Source organism: Deinococcus sp. JMULE3, from assembly GCF_013337115.1.
Lineage (GTDB): Bacteria > Deinococcota > Deinococci > Deinococcales > Deinococcaceae > Deinococcus.
Genome location: NZ_SGWE01000004.1, coordinates 1,906,205 through 1,925,218 on the forward strand (window position 1 = coordinate 1,906,205; position 19,014 = coordinate 1,925,218).

The 19,014-nt window shown below is 71.3% G+C and carries 17 protein-coding genes; 6 read left to right on the forward strand and 11 right to left on the reverse strand.

The annotated features are described in order from the left end of the window. Positions 1–28 precede the first annotated feature (28 nt). The 5 genes from EXW95_RS12135 to mqnE form a co-directional block, all read right to left on the reverse strand. Complete coding sequence (locus tag EXW95_RS12135; protein WP_174367657.1) at positions 29–967, reverse strand: pseudouridine-5'-phosphate glycosidase; 939 nt, start codon at positions 965–967, stop codon at positions 29–31. A 73-nt stretch (positions 968–1,040) separates the two neighbouring features. Further along, complete coding sequence (locus EXW95_RS12140; RefSeq protein ID WP_174367658.1) at positions 1,041–2,171, reverse strand: carbohydrate kinase; 1,131 nt, start codon at positions 2,169–2,171, stop codon at positions 1,041–1,043. Between the two features lie 434 nt (positions 2,172–2,605). Beyond that, complete coding sequence (locus EXW95_RS12145) at positions 2,606–3,487, reverse strand: menaquinone biosynthesis protein (protein ID WP_174368960.1); 882 nt, start codon at positions 3,485–3,487, stop codon at positions 2,606–2,608. A gap of 635 nt (positions 3,488–4,122) precedes the next feature. Then, positions 4,123–4,458 (reverse strand): nuclear transport factor 2 family protein, encoded by a 336-nt coding sequence (locus EXW95_RS12150; RefSeq protein ID WP_174367659.1) that lies wholly within the window; start codon positions 4,456–4,458, stop codon positions 4,123–4,125. A gap of 1 nt (position 4,459) precedes the next feature. Beyond that, a complete protein-coding gene (gene mqnE / locus EXW95_RS12155; RefSeq protein WP_174367660.1) occupies positions 4,460–5,602 on the reverse strand; it encodes an aminofutalosine synthase MqnE in 1,143 nt (380 codons plus the stop codon). 109 nt (positions 5,603–5,711) lie between these two features. Between mqnE and EXW95_RS12160 the strand changes: the two genes are divergently transcribed. The 3 genes from EXW95_RS12160 to EXW95_RS12170 are packed head-to-tail and all read left to right on the forward strand — an operon-like array spanning position 5,712 to position 8,187. Beyond that, complete coding sequence (locus EXW95_RS12160; RefSeq protein WP_174367661.1) at positions 5,712–6,722, forward strand: sensor domain-containing diguanylate cyclase; 1,011 nt, start codon at positions 5,712–5,714, stop codon at positions 6,720–6,722. Continuing rightward, positions 6,719–7,099, forward strand: coding sequence for a DUF3006 domain-containing protein (locus EXW95_RS12165; protein ID WP_254605603.1), 381 nt, complete (start codon positions 6,719–6,721; stop codon positions 7,097–7,099). The genes EXW95_RS12160 and EXW95_RS12165 overlap by 4 nt, the downstream gene beginning before the upstream one ends. Continuing rightward, on the forward strand, positions 7,096–8,187 hold the full coding sequence (locus tag EXW95_RS12170; RefSeq protein WP_371810040.1) for an MBL fold metallo-hydrolase: 1,092 nt from the start codon (positions 7,096–7,098) through the stop codon (positions 8,185–8,187). The genes EXW95_RS12165 and EXW95_RS12170 overlap by 4 nt, the downstream gene beginning before the upstream one ends. 58 nt (positions 8,188–8,245) lie before the next feature. On the opposite strand, the gene EXW95_RS12175 is transcribed toward EXW95_RS12170, so the two are convergent. The 5 genes from EXW95_RS12175 to EXW95_RS12195 form a co-directional block, all read right to left on the reverse strand. Continuing rightward, the gene (locus tag EXW95_RS12175) at positions 8,246–10,057 is read right to left on the reverse strand and encodes an ABC transporter ATP-binding protein (protein WP_174367662.1); all 1,812 of its coding nucleotides are present in this window, start codon (positions 10,055–10,057) and stop codon (positions 8,246–8,248) included. A 100-nt stretch (positions 10,058–10,157) separates the two neighbouring features. After that, entirely contained in the window at positions 10,158–11,960 is a 1,803-nt protein-coding gene (locus EXW95_RS12180) for an ABC transporter ATP-binding protein (RefSeq protein WP_174367663.1), read from the reverse strand. Between the two features lie 98 nt (positions 11,961–12,058). Continuing rightward, complete coding sequence (locus tag EXW95_RS12185; RefSeq protein ID WP_174367664.1) at positions 12,059–13,063, reverse strand: zinc-binding dehydrogenase; 1,005 nt, start codon at positions 13,061–13,063, stop codon at positions 12,059–12,061. 77 nt (positions 13,064–13,140) lie between these two features. Beyond that, on the reverse strand, positions 13,141–14,364 hold the full coding sequence (locus EXW95_RS12190) for an MFS transporter (RefSeq protein ID WP_174367665.1): 1,224 nt from the start codon (positions 14,362–14,364) through the stop codon (positions 13,141–13,143). Next, on the reverse strand, positions 14,361–15,683 hold the full coding sequence (locus EXW95_RS12195) for a GH1 family beta-glucosidase (protein WP_174367666.1): 1,323 nt from the start codon (positions 15,681–15,683) through the stop codon (positions 14,361–14,363). Before EXW95_RS12195 ends, EXW95_RS12190 begins: the two co-directional genes overlap by 4 nt. 232 nt (positions 15,684–15,915) lie before the next feature. On the opposite strand from EXW95_RS12195, the gene hemC reads away from it, so the two are divergent. From hemC to EXW95_RS12210, 3 genes are all read left to right on the forward strand, one after another. Continuing rightward, entirely contained in the window at positions 15,916–16,845 is a 930-nt protein-coding gene (hemC, locus tag EXW95_RS12200) for a hydroxymethylbilane synthase (RefSeq protein ID WP_174367667.1), read from the forward strand. Positions 16,846–16,847: 2 nt separating this feature from the next. Next, positions 16,848–17,030, forward strand: coding sequence for a hypothetical protein (locus tag EXW95_RS12205; protein ID WP_174367668.1), 183 nt, complete (start codon positions 16,848–16,850; stop codon positions 17,028–17,030). A 204-nt stretch (positions 17,031–17,234) separates the two neighbouring features. Then, complete coding sequence (locus tag EXW95_RS12210) at positions 17,235–18,221, forward strand: asparaginase (protein ID WP_174367669.1); 987 nt, start codon at positions 17,235–17,237, stop codon at positions 18,219–18,221. Between the two features lie 63 nt (positions 18,222–18,284). On the opposite strand, the gene EXW95_RS12215 is transcribed toward EXW95_RS12210, so the two are convergent. Further along, positions 18,285–19,007 (reverse strand): zinc ribbon domain-containing protein, encoded by a 723-nt coding sequence (locus EXW95_RS12215; protein ID WP_174367670.1) that lies wholly within the window; start codon positions 19,005–19,007, stop codon positions 18,285–18,287. Positions 19,008–19,014: the final 7 nt, after the last annotated feature.

Here is a 19,014-nt window from a genome sequence, read left to right on the forward strand (position 1 = left end):
CCGTCCATCAACCATCAACTTTCAACCATTAACCCAGCTGTGCGTACGCGACGGCCACCTGCGCGGCCACCATGGCGTTGTGGCGTACGAGGGCGATGTTCGCCTGCAGGCTGCGGCCGCCGGTGATCTCGACCATGCGGCCCAGCAGGTACGGGGTGGTGTCCTTCCCGGTCAGGCCCAGGGCGTCCATGTCACGCAGCGCCTGCTCGATCTGCGGGGTGATCTGTTCGGCGGGAATCTCGGCGTTCTCGGGGATGGGGTTGGCGAGCATCACGCCGCCCGACACGCCCAGATCCCACTTCGCCTTCAGGACCCGCGCGGCCTCGTCGGGCGTGGCGACCGTCAGGGGAGCCTTGAAGCCGCTCTGGCGGGAGTAGAACGCCGGGAACTCCTCGCTGCCCAGCGTCAGCGCCGGAATGCCGTGCGTTTCGAGGACCTCCAGCGTCAGGCCGATGTCCAGGATGCTCTTCACGCCAGCGCTGACCACGCACACGTCCGTCTGCGCCAGCTCCAGCAGATCCGCGCTGACGTCCATGCTGCGCTCCGCGCCGCGGTGGACGCCCCCGGTGCCGCCCGTGGCGAACACGCGGATGCCCGCCAGCGCCGCCACGCGCATGGTGCTCGCCACCGTCGTCGCGCCGTGCTTCCCGAGCGCCACCGTCACCGGCAGGTCACGCGTGCTGATCTTCTCCACGCCCTTGTCGGTCGCCAGGAGGTGCAGTTCCTCGGGCGTGAGGCCCACCTTCAGGCGGCCACCCAGCACCGCGATGGTCGCGGGCACCGCGCCGTGCGCGCGCACGACGTCCTCCACGCCGCGCGCCATCTCCACGTTCTGCGGGAACGGCATGCCGTGACTGATGATCGTGCTCTCCAGCGCGACCACCGCGCGGCCCTCGGCCAGCGCGGCGGCCACTTCGGGGTGAATGTCCAGGTAGGTGGCAACGGTTGGGTTGATGTCGTGAGTCATGGGAAACCTCGCTGGGGCAGTCAGCCCGGAATGATGAGTGGTGAGAGGATGAAACGGAGGAGGGACGGTGCGGCTAACCGGTCGTGGCGGCCCCCGTCAGGCGCGCCTGGATGGCCGCCGGGGTGAGGGTGGGGGAGACCGCATGGTCGCTCTCGACCGTGATCGCCGCCGCCGCGTGCCCGTGCCGCGCCGCCTCAGCGGGTGGCAGGCCCGACGCGAGCGCCGCCAGGAACGCCGCGAGCATCGCGTCGCCCGCGCCGGTCACGTCCCGCACCTCGGCGGGCAGGGCCGCCAGTTCGGTGACGCCCTCCGGCGTGGACAGCAGGCTGCCCGCCGCGCCCCGGCGCACCCACACCAGCCGCACCCCCTGCGCGTGCAACTCGGCCGCCGCCCCGCGCAGCACCCCCGGCTCGTCCGGCACATCCCGGCCCAGCAGCGCCCCCAGTTCCGGCACGTTCGGCGTCACCACCTGCGGCACCAGCCCCGCCGCCAGCGACGACCGCAACCGCGCCGCCTTCGGCACGCTCACCGGCTCGAACACCACCGGTACCCCCGCCTCCGCCGCCAGGGACAGCAAGTGAGAGAGCGACCCCTCCGGCAGGTTCCCGTCCGCCACCACCCACGCCGCGCCCCGCAGCACCCCACGCCGCTCCTGCAACGCCGCCGGGGTCAGGGCCTCCACCGCCGCCATCGCCGCCACCGCCACCAGCAGCTCCCCACTCGCGTCCAGCACCGCCGTGTACGTCCCCGTCGTCACGTCCGGCGCGCGCAGCACCGCCCGCACATCCACGCCCGCCGCCTCCGTCTCCCGCAGCAACCAGTCGCCCAGCGCGTCCCGGCCCACCACACTCAGCAGCGACGCGGGCACGCCCAGCCGCGCCAGATTCTCCGCGACATTCCGCGCCACACCCCCCGGCGCCTGCGCCGACACGCCCGGATTACTCGTCCCCGGCACGGCTGTCTGGATGGTTCGCGCCTTCACATCCACGTTCGCGCCGCCCACCACCACCACGCGGCCCGGCCCGCCCGCCTCGGGCAGCAGGTAGCCCCGGCCCAGCAGTGCGCCCTTCTTCACCAGATTGCTCACGTGCACGTTCACGGACGCCCGCGTGGACCCCAGGCGGCGCGCCAGTTCCTCCGGCGTGGCCAGGGGCGTCTCGCGGATCAGGGCGAGGAGGGCGGATTCGGTGTCGGTCAGGGGCATCTGCTTTCTATGGTAAATGGATTTGCTGTGATTAAGCAAGGTGGGTGGTGCTCGCTGGAAGGTGGGCGCCTGCGGCGGGCTGCCCCACCCCCCAGCCCCCTACCCCAGAGGGGCAGGGGGAGCTTACGTTGGCACTGGGCAAGAGTTTTTACTGGGGTGGCGTGTTGGTGTCGGGCGCCGACGTGTCCGGCTTCGACGCCATCCTGCCGCCCCCCGCAAGGCCCGCGCGCTGCGCGCACGACGGCCGGTGGCAGTCAGCGGTCAGTTGGTAGAGGGGACGCTTCGCACCGCTGATCGACTTTTTCTCTTTTTGCTCTTTCTCCTCCCCCTTGAGGGGGGAGGCCGGGTGGGGGTGGACGGGCCGCACCCGTCCCGGTGTCCCTCACAGCCCAGAGCCCCGCCCCACTTCCCACTTCCTACAACCCACTGCCCCTTCAGTCCGCTGCGCTCCGCGTGCGTTCCTCGCCGGGGCGGGGGCCGAAGGTCAGTGGGGCGTGGCCGGGGACGGCTTTCGCGGCGAACTCGTGCAGGCCCAGGCGGTCGGGCGCTTCGAGGTGGTAGCGGAAGTTCCACAGGTAGTGCTGCACGACGCGTTCCGGCAGGCCCAGTTTCCGCGCGTGCCTCTGTGCGACGGCGGCAAGGTGCCCGATCCCTTCGCGGCGCGCTTCGCGCATGGCCTGTACGAGTTCGCTTGGGGGTGGGTTGTGCTTGCGGTACGCCCACACCGCGAACGTGAACGGGTGCCCGGTCAGGCGGAACCACTCCTCTGCCAGGTCCGTGACGGTGATGCCGCGCGCGGCGTGCGGGAGGCCGGTCATGGTCGTCTCGGGCGTCAGTGGGCCGACCACGCCGTACCACTCGCGCAGGGCGCTGTCCCCGATCCGCAGCACCCCGTCGAACCCCTGCGCCAGGAGGGTTTCCGCCTCGCCCTCGGCGCGTTCCAGCGTCGGGTTCAGGCCGCGTTCGCGCAGCAGCACCTCCAGCAGCGCCACGCTCATCGCCGACTGCGCCGTCAGTGCCACCCGCCGCAGGTCCTCCAGCGGACGCGTGTGGAACAGGTTCACGGAGTACACCGGCCCCAGCACCGCCACGCTGAAATCCGGCAGGGCCTCCAGCACGTCCGCGTTCCGGATGAACTCCACCGCGCTGATGTTCGCGATATCCACCTGACCCGACAGCAGCGCCGCGTTCATCTGCGTCGGCACGCCCGTGATCGCCGTCACGCCCGGCGGCAGCACCAGCGAATCCAGGATGGGCGCGACATTCGTGAAATGAATCCAACCGGCCCGGTACGGGTCGGGCGTTCCCCAGTCCACCTGCGCGACCTCTCCGGCGATCAGGGCGGCGCGGTGACCGGCGTCCCGGACGGGATACTCGGAGGGAACGGGCGGCTGACTGAATCCGAAACGCACGGTGCGGCCTTCCAGACTCCTCAGATCCGGAATCCGCGGGTCCTGGGGGTAGCTCTCGTGGTTCGTCTGGCCGTACAGGTACACCTGGGTGTCGTTCACGATGTTCAGGTCCTCTACCCGGTCGCGGTAATTCCAGGCGTACTCCTGCGCCACACCCTCCACCCACGTCGTCACGGGCGCACCCGAGCGGTAGAAGGCATGCCACACGTCGCCCAGGCCGAGTTCCAGCCGACCCAGCTGCGGTTCGCCCAGCGTGTGACGTCCGCTGAGCGGATCGGGTGCGGGCCACTCCTGGCAGGAGAGGCGCAGGAACTTGAAGCCTCGCGACCAGTCGATGGCCTGATGCGTGGCGCGGCTGAGGATCAGTTCCCCCTGCTCCGCGCTGTCGGGGCGGGCCTGAACGCCCCGCCGGAACAGGACGGTCCAGTAGGGAGAGGTGGCCGGATCGGCGTCCTGTGGGTAGGGGAGCACGTGGTCGATCACGCCCTCCACGACGAGCGAGGCGTCCTGACCCGTGTCCAGAATGGTCTCGTAGTCCGTCACGGGACGACCTGCGCGCTGATCGCCTGCCAGCGTCCTTCGATCTGGGTGTAGACGCGCAGGACGGACTGGATGCGCTGAGGCCCTTCGTAGAGGGTCAGGCGGGTGATGCCCGTGTGGCCGTGGATGCGGGCGGCGTGCCGTTCGATCATCAGGGTGGGGGCCGGGTCAGTGGGGAAGTGCGTGATCAGGTCGGCGCGGCCGATGCTCCTTCCGTCGGGGAGGAAGCCCAGCCAGTCGGCGGCCAGGACGCCTTCCAGGGCACCTGGGTCGCCGTGGTGGTACGCGGCGTTCCAGCGGTCGTCCAGGGCCAGCAGGGCGTCCAGGGTGGGCATGTCAGTCGGCGGCCTCACTCTGCGCGGGGAACGTGGCGAGTTCGTTGTAGTACGCGTCGCGCAGGACGGGGAGGCGTCCGGCGTGCTGGATCATGCGGATCATGCCCTGCTCGCTGAGTTTCATGGGGCTGGTCGCTCCGGCGGCGTGTGCGATGTGTTCCTCCTGGATGGTGCCGTCGATGTCGGACACGCCCCAGTCGAGGCTCACCTGCGTGAGTTCAGAGCCGATCATCACCCAGTAGCCCTTGATGTGCGGGAAGTTATCGAGGTAGATGCGCGCCACGGCGAGGTTGCGCAGGTCGTCCAGGCCGGTGGTGTACTCGGTCTTCCCGAGGTTCTGCGCCAGGGTGTTGCCGAGCGGCTGGAATGCCAGTGGGATGAACGCGTGGAAGCCGCCGCCGTGGCGGGCCAGGGAGTCGTCCTGCAGGTCGCGCAGGCGGTGCATGTGATCCAGCCGTTCTTCCAGCGTCTCGATGTGCCCGTAGAGCATGGTGGCGTTCGTGCGCATGCCCAGGCTGTGGGCCTCGCTGTGGATCTGCAGCCACTTCTCGGCCTTGACCTTGTTCTTCGCGACCTGCTTGCGCACGCGGTCGGCGAAGATCTCGGCGCCGCCGCCCGGCATGGCGCTCAGCCCTGCCGCCTGGAGTTCGCGCAGCACCTCCAGGGTGGGTTTCTTGCTGATCTTGCTCAGGTGCTCGATCTCGGCGGCGGTGAAGGCCTTCACCTGCAGGTCCGGGTACGCCTCGCGCAGCGCGCGGACCATGGCGGGGTAGTACTCCCACTTGTGGTTCGGGTGGTGCCCGCTGCTCATGTGCAGTTCGGTGATGCCGGGCACGTAGCGGCGGCCCACCTGCCGCGTGACTTCCTCGGGGCTGTAGTCCCAGGCGCGGGCCTCGTTCTTGTGCGCGGCGAACGCGCAGAACGTGCAGCCCACGTAGCAGATGTTCGTGAACTCCAGTCGCATGGAGTGCACGAAGTACACCTTGTCGCCGTGCAGCGCCGTCTTGCGGAGGTTCGCGAGGCGCATCAGGGTGTTCAGGTCCCGTGTCCTGAACAGCTGCATCCCCTCTTCGAAGTTCAGGCGCTGGCCCGCTTCCACCTTCTGGACGATGGGCGCGAGCGCCGGGTCGGAGAGCCAGTTCATACCGGCAGGATACGCCCGGCCCCCGCGCGGGAATGTCCCCGATCCTCACTTCGGCGCCTGGGCGGATGTGACGATCACGAAAGATCGGATATGACACAATTTCCGGAAGGTGAACCCCCTCGACACCGATTCCACCCGGCAGATCGCCCGTTACCGCTCGCTGGTGCAGGTGATCGCCGCGCTGTCCCGGACCGCCCGGACCGAGGACCTGCTGCGCAGCATGCACCAGCAGGTGCAGGCGCTGTTCGCGTCCCCCGTGACCGTCCTGGCGCGGCCCACGCCGGGCGGCGGCTGGTCGGTGCAGACCCTGGAGATCGACGTGATCAGCGAGCAGTGGATCGGGCCGCGCCCGGACGGGCTGCTGGAACGGGTCGTGACGGGCCGCGTGACGCTGGAGAACGACCTGCCCACCTACCTGGAACGCGAGGGGCTGACGGTCGTGCGCGTGCATTACCGCGCGGACCTGCCGCACACCCTGTCCTGGATGGGCGTGGCGCTGCGCGCCGGGGGGGAGGTGCTGGGCGTGCTGTCCGTGCAGAGCTACGAGCGGGACGCCTTCACGCCCGAGGACCTGGAGTTCCTGAACCTGCTGGGCGTGCAGCTGGGCATCGTGCTGGAGAACGCCGCGCTGCACGAGCGGCTGGCCCGCGAGGCGAACACCGATCCGCTGACCGGGCTGCTGAACCGCCGGCAGTTCGCGCTGCGGGGCGAGGAGGCGCGCCGGACGGCCGGCGAGTGGACGCTCGCGGTGCTGGACGTGCAGGATTTCAAACGCGTGAACGACCGCCTGGGGCACGCGGCGGGTGACGCGGTGCTGCGCGGCATCGGGGAGGCGCTGCTGGACCTGACCGCCACGCGCGGGGAGGCGTTCCGGCTGGGTGGGGATGAATTCGCGCTGCTGCTGCCTGCCGGGCCGGAGCGGGCCGCGGCGCTGCTGCGGGCGGGACTGGAGGGCCTGTCGGCGCGGGACCTGCCGGACGTGCCGTTCGTGAACGTGGGGCTGGCCGGGCGCCGCGCCGACGAGTCGCTGATGGACTGGATGCGCCGCGCGGACCGGCACATGTACGCCGCGAAACGTGCCCGCGCGCACCTGATCATGTTCCCGGAGGAGACGTCATGACCGACCCTGACCCCCCAGCCACGCGCTACGCTGAGGACATGAGCAGCGAAGAACTTCGTCCCGAGACAGAACAGGGGGCCCGGCCGGACCACTGGCCGGAACGCTGGACGGTGGACGCCATCGAGGACACCCCGCGCGGGCCGGTCGCGCGACTTGAACGCCCCGACGGGGAGACCGTGGACGTCCCCGCCCATCACCTCCCGGACGGTGTGCGCGAGGGAGACCTGCTGGCCGTGCAGGACGGCCCGGACGGCGTGATCTTCCGCGCGCTGCCCCAGGAGACGCAGGAGCGGCGCGAGCACGCGCAGGCGAAGCTGGACGCCCTGAACGCCCGTCAGGCCCCGCCCACCAACGAACAGGGAGAGATCGACCTGTGACCGGCCCGAAGAAACCCGCCGCATCCGACCGGGCGAAGAAGACCGCCCCCGGAAAGCCCAGCCCGAAGAAGCCCGGCGCGAAGAAGGCCGACACGCGGACCGACCCCGCCGCGCCCGCCACCCCGAAAGCCCTACCGAAAGCCACCGCGAACGCCGGGGCGAAACCCCCACCCCGCAATCGCACAAAGGGCAAAACGCCCGACCGGAAGGGCCCCAGTCCCTCGGACCTGCTGGGCGTCCTCGTGCTGATCGGCACCGCCAGCCTCGCCGCGTGCGGCTGGATGAAACAGGGCGGCCAGGGCGACACGAAACCCACCGGCGGCCCCGCCGGTCAGGTCACCATCCGCTTCCTCGACATCGGGCAGGGCGACGCCATCCTCATCCAGAGCCCCGAAGGCAAGACCGCCCTGATCGACGGGGGCCGCAGCAGCGACCGCATGCGCGACTACATCCGCGACCTGAACCTCGACAAGCTCGACCTGATGATCGCCTCGCACGCCGACGCCGACCACATCGCGGGCCTCGTCCCCGCCGCCACCCTGAAACCACGCGTGTTCATCAACAACGGCCTGGGCGGCACCACCCAGACCTGGGACCGCCTCGTGAAGAACCTTCAGGACGCCGGGAGCACCTTCACGAAAGCCAGCAACCAGACCGTGAACCTCGGCAGCGTCAAACTCCGCGTGATCGCCCCACCCCCCGGCATGGGCGACGGGCAGAACGAGAACAGCGTCGGCGTCGCCCTGCAGTTCGGCACCTTCCGCGCCCTGATGACCGGCGACAGCGAAACCCCGGAAACCGAAGGCTGGCTCGCGCAGGAACGCGACGATCTCAGGGGCCCCTTCCAGGTGTACAAGAGCATCCACCACGGCGCCGCGAACGGCGACAGCGCCGCCTGGCTCGCGTACGTCCGCCCCGAGAACGTCGTCATCAGCGTCGGCGCCTCCAACACCTACGGGCACCCCACGAAAACCGCCCTGAACCTCTACAAGCAGGCCGGAGCGCGCGTGTACCGCACCGACCGCCAGGGCACCGTCACCGTCCAGGGCAGCGGCGACGGCACGTACACCATCACCACAGACCGCTGAGCGGGCATGGAGACAGGAGGCGTCGGCTGAGCGGACACCCCCTGTTCTCGTTGTACGGTTACGCGTCCTGTTCGGCCCAGAGGGCGCGCATCTCGTCGCTGCGTTCCAGCAGGTCCGGCAGGGTACCCTCGTCGGTGATGCGACCGCCTTCCATCAGGAGGATGCGGTCGGCGCGCAGGAGGGCGGCGCGGCGGTGGCTGACGACGAGGCAGGTGGCGTCGGTCTGGGCGAGGCCCTGCCAGAGTTGCGCCTCGGTGCGGGCGTCCAGGGCGCTGCTGACGTCGTCGAACACGAGGAGGTCGGCGGGGCGGGCGAGCATGCGGGCGACGGCGGCGCGCTGGATCTGCCCGCCGCTGAGTTTCACGCCGCGCGCGCCGACGGGGGTGTCGAGGCCGCCGCTGAGGGCGTGAAGGTCGGGTTCGAGCACGGCGAGCTGCACGGCGCGGTTCAGGTGGGCTTCATTCGCGCCGCTGGTGATGTTCTCGCGCAGGGTGTCGCTGAAGAGGTTCGGGAGTTGCGCGGTGTACGCGCTGCGGGGCGGGACGAGGAACGAGGCGGGGTCGTCCTGGATCTCGCCGTTCCAGGCGACGGTGCCGGACTGGGTGGGGATCAGGCCCAGCACGGCGCGCAGCAGGGTGCTCTTGCCGCTGCCGATGCGGCCGGTGACCACCACGAACTCGCCACGCCCCACGCTGAAGCTCGCCTCACTCACGCCCAGGCCGCTGGGGTGCAGGGCAGTCAGGCGGTCCACGCGCAACTCGCGCAGGGGGATGGCGGCGGGGGCGGGGGGCGCGGCGGGCGCCTCGCGGTTCAGGTAGGCGTCGTGGTGCTCGACGATGGTGGTGTCCGGCGCGTCCTGCAGCAGGCGGGTCATGCGGTCGTAGCTGACGCCCGTGCGTCGGTGACGGGCGATGGCGTCCCCGAAGAAGCCCATGCTGCCGGTCAGGCGGGGCAGTAGCCCGATGAACAGCACGAAGTCCGCGACGTCCAGCGTCCCGCCGCGGACCTTGTTCGCGCCGAGCAGCAGCACGAGCCCCACGGCGAGGTTCACCATGTTCGTGTTCACGCCCCGGATCAGTTCGGTCAGCAGCACGTCCCGCAGGGCGGCGTGGCGGCGGGTCTCACCCAGAGCGCGCAGGTGCGTGACCATGCCGTTCTCGCGCGCGGCGAGTTTCACGGCGCTCACGGCCCCGAAGGTCTCACCGATGAAGTCCGTGACGCGGGCGGTCGCTTCGCGCATGCGGCGGCGGTACGCGCGGATGGTGGGGGACAGGCGCTGCACGAACACCACCATCAGCAGCAGCGGCGTGCACACCAGCGCCGTGATCAGCGGGTCCACGCGCGCCATCAGCGTGATCGCCACCACCGAGTACAGGACGAAGCCCGCGCCGTCCACCCACACTTCCGTGTACCCGGCGACGTCGTCCACGTCGTCCCGGAAGCGGCTGACCGCCTCGGCGGGCGTGTCGGGCAGGCGCCGGGAGCGGCGGGCGGTCAGCAGGTAGTTCAGGAGGTTGCGGCGCACCAGGGCGTCCAGGGTGTACCACAGCTCGATCCACGCGCGGAACGCGCCGTAGAAGATCCCGAAGCGGCTCAGGCGCACGAACGCGAACCACGCCACCGACACCCACGCCGCGGCAATCGCCGGGCCTAAGGGCTGCCCGCCGGTCTTCAGGCCGTCCGCCTGCTCCAGCGCGCGGAACACGCCACTGACCGCCAGGGTCAGCAGGGCGGGGCTGGCGTGCACCATGCTCCACATGAACAGGTTGAACGCGAACAGACCCGGCTTGTAGCGGAACAGTTCCTTCGACAGCGCGAACGTCCGCTCCTTCACAGGCACGGGCGGCTGGGGGAGGGGAGAGGTGGTCATAGTCGGACTCCAGAAAGTGGTGAGTGGACAGTGGTGAGTGGAACGAAGAGAGGCGTGTGAGGTGGTTCCACTGCCCACTTCCCACTCCCTACTCCCCGCCTCACGCCAGCACTCCTTCGTGTTCGTTCAGCTGTCCGGCGCGCAGCAGGGCCGCGTAGTGACTGCGGGGGTCGCGGGCGAGGTCCTCGCGGCGGCCGTCCTCCAGCACCTCGCCGTCCCCGAGGACCAGGATCCGGTCGGCGCGGGCGACGGTGTCGAGGCGGTGCGCGATGATGATCGCGGTGCGGCCCGACAGCAGGCGGGTCATCGCGGCGGTCAGCAGGGCCTCGGTGGCGGGGTCGAGGCGGCTGCTGGGTTCATCCAGGATGATCAGGCTCGGGTCGCGCAGCATCACGCGCGCGAACGCCAGGAGTTGCGCCTCCCCGGCGGACAGGCTCCCAGTGGGCAGCGGCGTCCGCACGCCCTCGGGCAGGCGGGCCAGCCAGGCACTCAGGCCGACCTCGTGCAGCGCGGCCTCCACCTGCGCATCGGTGACGTGCGGGTCGAAGAAGCTGAGGTTGTCCCGGACGCTCGCCTGGAACAGCTGCACGTCCTGCGTGACGACCGCCACGCGGGAGCGCAGGTCGTGCAGGGGCGTGGCCTGCACGTTCACGCCGCCCAGCAGGATCTCGCCCTGCGTCGCGTCGTACAGGCGCGAGATCAGGCGGGTCAGGGTGGTCTTGCCGCTGCCGGTGCGGCCCAGCAGGCCCACGGTCTGCCCGGCGGGCAGGTCGAAGGTCACGCCGCGCAGCACGCCGCGCGCCGCCGCGTCCTCGGGGGCGTAGCTGAACGTCACGTCCCGGAACGCCAGCGGCAGCGGTCCCGCCGGGAGGGAGGTGGTCCCGCCGCGGACGGCGCTGCGCAGCGCGAGCAGTTCCGACACGCGCCCCAGGCTCGCCCCGGCCTTCTGCAGGTCCTGCAGCTGCTGCGTGAGCTGGTCGATGGGTTCCTCCACCAGCGTCATGTACTGGTAGAGCAGGAACGCCGTGCCCAGCGTGATCGCGCCGCTCGCGTACAGGCCGACCGCCGCGCCCAGCACGCCCACGTACCCGACCGCGAACAGCGCCATGCTCAGCTGCCACACGACGCTGCGCCGCCGCCACGAGTTGATCGAGCGCGTGAAGAAGGTGCGCTGCACGTCCAGGAAGCGCCGCAGATGATGCCCACCGGCGCCCAGGCTCCGCACGTCCTCCAGGCCCGCCAGTCGCTCCTCGACGAAACCGAACAGCCGCGCGCTCGCCTCACGTTCCAGGCGGGTGGGTTCCACACCCAGTTTCCGCACGCGGTTCATGGCGGTCAGCGTGATGGCCGTGAAGACGGTCACGCCCAGCCCGATCCGCCAGTCCTCCCGGAAGAACATGACCAGCGCGCCGGTCAGCAGCAGCGCCGCGCCAAACACCCGAACCGCGAACTGCGAGAAGAAATTACTCAGGGCCGTCACGTCCCCGTCGATCCGCTCGATCATCTCGCCCGGCGTGCGCTCCTTGTGCTCGCGCATGTCCAGCGACAGCAGGTGCGCCATCAGGTCCGCGCGCAGGCGGTTCGTGGCGGTCCATCCGACCCGCGCACCCACGTACGTCGCCCCGGCCGTCATGAGCTGCACGCCCACCGCCAGCAGGATGTACAGGCCCGCCAGCCGCACCAGCCCAGCCACATCCGCGCCCGCGCCCCGCTTCGCGTTGTCCACGAACTGCTGCAACAGCTGCGGCAGCAGCAGGTTCAGGCCCGTCCCCGTCAGCAGCAGCGCCGCCAGCGCCCCCACCTGCCACCGCAGCGGCCCCAGGTACGTGCCCAGCACCCCCAACGCACTCCGCGGCGGCGAATCAGGCGGAACAGACGAAGACACAGCGGCAGAAGACGACATCCTCCCAGGCTAGCCACCCGGCGCTGGAAACGCATCCGCCGAGTGGCGCATGGACATGGGGACGCAGGGCGCGGGACAGAGGGGGTGGCCGGTCCCGGTCACGCCTCGCCGCTCATGCGCACGACCAGCTTGCCGCGCACGCCCCCCGCCGCGAGTTCCGCCAGGGTCGCGGGCAGCGCCTCCCGCTCCCGGACATCCGTCACCAGCGGATCGAACTCGCCGGCCACGACCAGCGCCAGCAGTTCACCCAGCATGACGCCCAGATCCTCCTGCGCGCGACGGTCGCCGCTGGCATGCGCGGCCCCCAGCGCGATCGGGTGCACGCTGATCTTCGCCGGGTGCACGCGGTAGGTGGGCAGGTCCGGCAGGCCCAACACGCACGCCATGCCCCCACCGAACGCCACGGCGTCCAGCAGCGCCGTCGCCTGCCCGGCCGTCTCGACCACTGCCGGCACGCCCGCCCCGCCCGTCACCTCGCGCACCTGCGCGGCCAGATCCCCCACGCGGTAATCCAGGGTCACCTCGGCCCCCAGCGCCCGCAGGTACTCGTGGTTCGCGGCGGACGCCACGCCGATCACGCGTGCCCCCGCCCGCCGCGCGAGCTGCGTGGCGTACCCGCCCACCCCGCCGCTCGCGCCGTTCACGAGCACCCAGTCGCCGGGCCGCCACAGACCGGGCCGCACGCCGAGCCGCCGGTCGAGGCTCTGGTACGCGGTCATGCCCGCGCAGGGCAGCGCCGCCGCGACCGTCAGCGGCACCCCGTCGGGCACGCGCGCGACCGTGTGGGCGCTCGTGACGACCGCCTCGGCGAACACGCCGGGCCGCGTGAGGTCCACGTGCATCGCGACGCGGTCCCCGGGCCTCAGGGTCTCCACGCCCGGTCCGACCGCCTCGACGATCCCGGCACCGTCCACGCCGGGCACGTGCGGGTACGTCCAGGCCGGATGCCCGCCGCGCAGCAGCTTGAAATCCACCGGGTTGACGGTCACGGCCGCCAGCCGCACGCGGATCTCACCCGGGCCGGGCGCCGGGGTGGGCACGGGCGTCCACTGCAGGGTCAGGGGTTCACCGGGCTGGGTGGCCGTGAAGGCATGCATGGTCATGCGCTGACGGTACGCCACGGCGCGCGGGCGGGCCGTGACCTTTCACCGATTGTGCGGCAAGGGGCGGCCCGGGTGCGTCAGCGCACGCCGCGGATGCCCTGTACGAGCGCGGCGCTGATGAGGGTGATGACGGCCGCGACGAGGAACAGGGGGGTGTACCCGCCGAGGCTGGTGACGAACAGGGCGCACAGGGCGGGCGCGAAGGTCTGAGGGAGGGTCAGGGCGACGTTGATCACGCCGAGGTCGCGGGCGCTGTCGTGCGCGCTGGGCAGCACCTCGGTGATGAGGGCGACGTCCACGGCGAGGTACACGCCGAAGCCTGCGCCCATGAGGGCGGCGGCGGCGAGCGTGCCGGGCCAGGTGGGCAGCAGCGCGAGGGTCAGGAGCCCGGCGGCGATGACGACGGTGGAGCCGATCACGAACACCTTGCGCCGCCCCAGGCGGTCGCTGAGGATGCCGCCGAGCATGACGGTGAGCAGCAGCGCGCCCCCGGCGGCGAGGTTCGCCTGGAACACTCCGGCGGCGGGGTCTTTCAGGCCGACGCGGTCGCGCAGGAAGTACAGGAGGTACGTGGTGCCCAGCGCGTACCCGAGCGTGACGAGCCCGCGCGTGAGCCACGCCAGCGCGAAGTCCCGGTGCCGCAGGGGGCTGAGGAACCCGGCCAGGGTCAGGGGGGCGGGTGGGGTGGTGGGGGCCTGCGGGTCGCGGCTGGTCAGGACGAAGCCCAGCATGGCGAGGAGCAGCAGCGCGGCCAGCAGCGCGTACTTGGCGAGCATGACGGGCAGCAGGCCGGTGAGGCCCACGCCGAGGATCGTGCCGAGCACCTGGGACAGGCCCGCCAGTCCGCTGACGGTGGCGCGCTGGCTGGGCGGGACCCGGTCGGGGATGACGGCGGTCAGCGCAGCCTGGTAGGCGTTCAGGGCGAGCTGCGTCAGGCCCCACCCGGCGACCAGGATGGGCACGCTGCCGCCCACGCCCAGCAGCAGCAGTCCGGCGGTCGCGGCGATGGCCCCGCCGATCAGGTACGGGCGGCGGCGGCCCAGGCGTCCGCGGGCGCGGTCACTCAGCGCGCCGAAGATGGGGTTGGCGAGCAGGCTGATCAGCGCGCCCACGCCGAGAATCAGGGCGAGGTTGGCTTCCTTTCGGCCCTCGTCCAGGCTGATGAGCTGCTCGCCGATCAGCACCTGCCCGGGGGCGTTGAAGGCCATCCACATCGCCAGGGTCGCCAGCGTGTACGGCAGCATGAACCGCCACGACACGGGCGTGCTGGGCACCAGGGGTGCGGGGGCGGCGGCGCTCACGCCTGCTCCCGCAGCCACGCCTGACACCAGGAAAAGCTGTCCTTGCGGGTCCGCACCTGCGTCCCGAAATCCACGTGCACCAGCCCGAAACGCTGGTCGAAGCCGTCCGCCCATTCAAAGTTGTCCATGAGAGTCCACGCAAGATACCCGGTGACCGGCGCACCTTTCTGGACTGCCAATCGGGTGGCCTCGATGTGCGCTTCCAGGGAGCGGATGCGCGCCGCGTCCCGCACCCGCCCGTCCGCGTCCGGCGTGTCGGGCAGGGCGCACCCGCGGCCCGTGACGACCAGCGGCGGGCAGGCGTCCCCGTGGCGTGCCTTCAGGTCCAGCAGCGTCTGGGTGAGGCTTCCGGCCCGGGTCGCCTCATCCTCCGGGACGGCGTTCCGTGCGGCCCCGAAGGGACGGCGCGGATCGACCCGCACCCAGTCCGGCGGGGCATCGTTCACGCCCAGGACATCCAGCGGCGCGGCGATCACGTCCAGGTCACCGGGGCGCACGGCCTCCAGCAGCTGCGGGGCGTGCTCGCGCAGCAGGTCCAGGACCGGCGCGGGGTACGCGGCGCGCAGCAGGGGATCGGTGAACAGGTGATTGTGCAGCGCGTCCATCAGGGCCGCCGCCTGCACGTCCGCGTCGCGGTCCGTGGCAGGCAGCGCCGGGGCGTACTGGTTCGCGATGCCCACCTGCCGCGCGCCCGCCTCCCGCAGCGCCCGCGCCGCCAGCCCGTGCGCCAGCAGCTGGTGGTGCGCCGCCGGGAACACCCCCAGGCCCAGCGTCCGCCCCGGCGCGTGCGTGCCGTGCGCGTACCCGCGCAGCATCACCACGGACGGCGCGTTCAGGGTCATGAACGCCGCCGCGCGGTCCGCCAGCCGCTCCCCGACCAGGAACGCGTACTCCTCGAAGCGGTACGCCGTGTCGCGGCTGAGCCAGCCGCCCGCGTCCTCCAGTTCCTGCGGCAGGTCCCAGTGGTGCAGCGTCACCCACGGCTGCACGCCGGCGCCGAGCAGCTCGTCCACCAGCCGGTCGTAGAACGCGACGCCCGCCGGGTTCGCCCGGCCGCGCCCGCCGGGCTGCACGCGCGGCCACGCCACGCTGAAGCGGTACGCGCCCACGCCCAGCTCGCGCAGCAGCGCCACGTCCTCCGGGAAGCGGTGGAAGTGGTCACAGGTCACGTCGCCGGTCGCGCCGCCCCGCGTCCGCCCCGGCGCATGGCTGAACGTGTCCCACACGCTCACGCCGCGCCCGCCCTCCTGCACGGCGCCCTCGATCTGGTACGCCGATGTCGCCACACCCCACACGAACCCGTCCGGAAAGCCTGTCATACGGCCTCCGGTGGCATGGGGCGCAGCACCACGTCCACCCGAGCGAACTCGGAGAGCTGCGCCGCAGAGCGAGCAGGAGTCGAGCGGGTTCCGGGCGTGCAGTGAGCCGCCCGGTGTCCTGTCCGGGCGGTGAACGAAACAGACGGAATCCGTACCATGATCCTTCACATTCTGCCCCGCCCCCCACCTGTGGCGTGCAGGGCGGGCGCGCGGCCCGTATAATGCGCGGGTTATGCGGATGGTGACGGTAGGAACGCGCGGCAGCACTCTTGCGCTTGCACAGACCCAGTGGGTGGTGGCTCGCCTGAAAGAGGAATGGCCGGACACGGACTTCCGCATTCAGACCATCAGCACGAAGGGCGACCGCAACCGCGGCAGCCTGGAGGCCATGGCGCAGAAGGGCGACAAGGGCTTCTGGGTCAAGGAGATCGAGGACGCGCTGCTCGCCAAGCGGATCGACATCGCGGTGCACTCCCTCAAGGACCTGCCCACCGAGCAGCCCGAGGGTCTGGAGGTCAGCTCCATTCCCCGACGCGTGGACGCGCGCGACGTGCTGATCGGCAAGGAAGGCATGAAACGCCTCGCGGACCTCCCGCAGGGCGCCCGCGTGGGCACCAGCAGCGTGCGCCGCAAGGCGTTCCTGCGCGCCTACCGCCCGGACCTGCAGATCATCGACCTGCGCGGCAACATCGACACGCGCCTCGCCGCGCTGGCCGGGAACGAGTACGACGCGATCATCCTGGCCGCCGCCGGACTGATCCGCACCGAGATGCGCCACCGCATCGACGAATTCGTCGAACCCGACATCATGCTCCCCGCCCCCGGCCAGGGCGCCCTGGCCCTGGAAACCCGCGCCGACGACGACCTGACCATCGAGGTCGCGTACGCCATCCATGACCACACCACCGACGACCGCATCACCGCCGAACGCGAATTCCTCGCGGGCCTCGGTGCAGGGTGCATGGCCCCGGTCGGCGCGCACGCCACCGTCAAGGGCGGCCTGCTGACCCTCGAAGGCTGGGTGGGCGCCCTGGACGGCGGGCACGTCATCCGCGCCACCACGCAGGGCGACCCGAGCGAATGCGCCGACCTGGGCGCCGAACTGGCCGCCGACATGCTCGACCGCGGCGCGCAGGCCCTGATCGACGCCGCGCGCGCCTGACCGTGAATCCCCTGGCGCGCACGCTGCTGATCGCACTGGCCGCCGCGCTGCTGTGGCTGGGCATCGGCCTGTGGCAGCGCACCCAGGCGGGCACGTCCCTCCAGGCGGCGCTGCTGGCCGAACTGCCCCTGACCGCCGCGATCTTCGCCGTGGCGATCGTCTGGCAGCGCCTGCGCCCCCGCTGAGCACACCACCTTCGGCCCGCCAGCACACAGGTCTGGCGGGCGCTGTCGTTTCGCGGGGTCTAACAGTCTGAGGGTCGAAGAGCCGAAGACTTCCGGGGGCGCTCTGCGGAGGCCGTCCGGCCCAGCGGGCCACCCTCGCCCTCAGACCCTTCGACCCTAGACCCCTGGCTGCGGCCCCCCGCCGCCGCGACTACCATGCCAGTGATGCCCAGTGACGCCACCCCGCCCGCCCGCGCGCCCCGACTGGCACTGATCCACACGGGCGGCACGATCGCCAGCCGCCCCAGCCCCGACGGGCGCGGCCTCACCCCCCAGACGCCCCCCACCCTGCCCGGCCTGGAACAGGTGCAGGTCACCGAGGCGCAACCCTTCAGCCTTCCCAGCCCGCACATGACCCCGGCGCACATGGGGCAGCTGGCGGCCCTGATCCGCGAACTGGCCCCCACGCACGACGGCGTGGTCGTCACGCACGGCACCGACACCCTGGAGGAAACCGCGTTCGCGCTGCACCTGATGCTGGACGTGAAGGTCCCGGTCGTCCTGACCGGCAGCATGCGCCACGCCGAGGAGATCAGCTGGGACGGTCCCGCCAACCTGCTGGACGCCGCGCACGTCGCCCTGCACCCCCACAGCCCCGGGCGGGGGCCGCTGGTCGTGATCGGCGGGGACATCTTCGACGCGCGGACCGTCACGAAGATCCACACGACCGCCGTGGACGCCTTCGGCGGGTACCCCGGTCCCATCGGCCGCATCGACCGCGAGGGGCACGCGCCGCGTCTGCATTACTTCGCCATGCCCGAACCGCGCGCCACGTACCACCCCGCCCACCTGCGTGCCCGCGTGGAGATCCTCTACGCCTACGCCGGCTGGACCGGCGAGGGCTACGCCGAGGCCGCCGCGCGGGCCGACGGACTGGTCATCGCGGCGCTCGGCACCGGGAACCTCCCCGCCGAACTCCTGCCGCTCATCCAGGGCACCGAGAAGCCCGTCGTGATCGCCACCCGCACCCACGCCGGACCCGTCCTGCCGGTGTACGGCTACGCGGGCGGCGGCGCCACCCTCGTCGAGGCTGGGGCGATTCCCGCCAGCTTCCTGAACGCCCACAAGGCCCGGCTGCTGCTGCTGATCCTGCTCGGGCAGGGCCTCACGCGTGAGCAGATCCGCACGGTGTTCGACCGCGACGAGTTCTGACGGACATCCAAGTGAAACCCCACCCCGCCTTGCTGGCCTGGGGTGGGGTTTCTCCCTTGTGGTTTACGCGAGGTCGAGGCGGATCAGGAAGCGGCCGCAGCTGGGGCACTTCACGGGGGGCAGTTTGCCCTGCGCGGCCTTCTGCTGGACGTTCACGGGGAGGTTCACGTTGCAGCCGCTGCAGCGTCCGGCCTTGATCTCCACGACGCCCAGGCCCTTCTTGGCGCGGCGGATCATGTCGTACTCGCGGATGGTGCGCGCGTCGAGGTTCCCGGCGAGCTGCGCGCGTTCCTGACGGTCCGCTTCGCCCTGGTCGCGCAGGCCCTGCACGCGGGTCTCGTCCTGCTCTTCCAGCGCGCCCAGGGTGGGGCGCAGGGCGCGGTGCTGGCCGCGCAGGTCGGCCGCGCGGGCGGTCAGCACCTGCTGCTGCTCGCGCAGGGGGGTGAGGTCCTCTTCGAGTTCGTCGGCGCGTTCGCTGAGCATCTGGATGCGGCTGCCGTACTGTGACTGCGCGCGGGCGTCGAAGGCGTTCTTCTCCTGCTCCTCGCGGGCCCGCGCGGTCTGCTCGCGGATGCTGGACAGGTCGAGTTCGGTGCGGCGGATGTTCTTCTCGACGCCTTCCAGGGTGATCTCGGTGTCCTCGAGGGCGTTGTTCAGGCGTTCCTGCTCGGCGCGGGCGTCACGCAGTTCAGTGGAAATGTTGCCTTCCTCGTCGCGCAGGCGGTCGAGGTTCAGGTCGAGTTCCTGAACGCGGTGCAGGCGGCGAAGGGGGGAGGTGTCGCTCATCACTGGC

Bases quoted from the DNA above. Each gene is read 5' to 3' on its own strand.
- EXW95_RS12135 (WP_174367657.1), bottom strand. From the start codon at position 967: ATGACTCACGACATCAACCCAACCGTTGCCACCTACCTGGACATTCAC.
- EXW95_RS12140 (WP_174367658.1), bottom strand. From the start codon at position 2,171: ATGCCCCTGACCGACACCGAATCCGCCCTCCTCGCCCTGATCCGCGAG.
- EXW95_RS12150 (WP_174367659.1), bottom strand. From the start codon at position 4,458: ATGCCCACCCTGGACGCCCTGCTGGCCCTGGACGACCGCTGGAACGCC.
- mqnE (WP_174367660.1), bottom strand. From the start codon at position 5,602: ATGAACTGGCTCTCCGACCCGGCGCTCGCGCCCATCGTCCAGAAGGTG.
- EXW95_RS12165 (WP_254605603.1), top strand. From the start codon at position 6,719: ATGACCGACCCTGACCCCCCAGCCACGCGCTACGCTGAGGACATGAGC.
- EXW95_RS12175 (WP_174367662.1), bottom strand. From the start codon at position 10,057: ATGACCACCTCTCCCCTCCCCCAGCCGCCCGTGCCTGTGAAGGAGCGG.
- EXW95_RS12180 (WP_174367663.1), bottom strand. From the start codon at position 11,960: ATGTCGTCTTCTGCCGCTGTGTCTTCGTCTGTTCCGCCTGATTCGCCG.
- EXW95_RS12185 (WP_174367664.1), bottom strand. From the start codon at position 13,063: ATGACCATGCATGCCTTCACGGCCACCCAGCCCGGTGAACCCCTGACC.
- EXW95_RS12195 (WP_174367666.1), bottom strand. From the start codon at position 15,683: ATGACAGGCTTTCCGGACGGGTTCGTGTGGGGTGTGGCGACATCGGCG.
- hemC (WP_174367667.1), top strand. From the start codon at position 15,916: ATGCGGATGGTGACGGTAGGAACGCGCGGCAGCACTCTTGCGCTTGCA.
- EXW95_RS12210 (WP_174367669.1), top strand. From the start codon at position 17,235: ATGCCCAGTGACGCCACCCCGCCCGCCCGCGCGCCCCGACTGGCACTG.
- EXW95_RS12215 (WP_174367670.1), bottom strand. From the start codon at position 19,007: ATGAGCGACACCTCCCCCCTTCGCCGCCTGCACCGCGTTCAGGAACTC.